The organism is Vibrio sp. 1069, assembly GCF_033340555.1.
This window is the reverse complement of the sequence record NZ_JAWOWP010000680.1, coordinates 1-580: the sequence shown is the minus strand read 5'-3', so window position 1 is coordinate 580 and position 580 is coordinate 1. Positions and strand designations below refer to the sequence as shown.

Annotated in this window: 1 protein-coding gene and 1 pseudogene; one reads left to right on the top strand and one right to left on the bottom strand. The window is 47.1% G+C overall.

Features of this window, described 5'->3' with window-relative positions; genetic code table 11:
* Positions 1 to 284, top strand: a pseudogene (locus R7040_RS28445) (PilZ domain-containing protein); the annotation flags it as partial.
* Between the two features lie 42 nt (positions 285 to 326).
* Here R7040_RS28445 and R7040_RS28440 read toward each other — a convergent pair.
* On the bottom strand, positions 327 to 580 hold a 254-nt coding region (locus tag R7040_RS28440; protein WP_318097886.1), incomplete at its 5' end, for an HAD hydrolase family protein.

Here is a 580-nt window from a genome sequence, read left to right as displayed (position 1 = left end):
AGGCTATCGAATCCAAACTGCACCAAGAATTTAATAGCGTGAAAGAGCGAATTCAGTTCATCAAAAAAGCGCGCATGATGGGCGATTTCTATGTCTTTCGAATGTCCACGGCACCCATTTTTGATCCTATGACGTCGCTGCTACGACAGGACTTGAGTGACCTTACTCAGTTTGGCGTTCATCAAGCCAGTAAACTAGAAAAGGAGCTGACGGCTTTGGTTGGCTACAGCGAGTTTGAAGACATAACCGAAGAAGTCGTCGTGCGACTTGAACTAACGGAATAAAAAACACCGCCAAGATAGGCGGTGTTTTTCTTTCTGATTCTATTAAGGCTTCGCTTTCCAACTGATTTTTTGCTGCTTCACGAGCGCGCCAGACAAAATACAGAGCACCCCACCTAACCCAGCAACACGCACCGAGGTTTGTGCTTGCGCTTCTACTTTAGGTTTCGCGTGGTAGGCAATACCAAGGCCTGCGGCGGACATCATCACTAAGTCGTTGGCACCATCACCGACGGCAACGGTATTATGCTGTTCAATTTCGTATTCATGCTCCAGTTCAACCAAAATATCGGACTTGG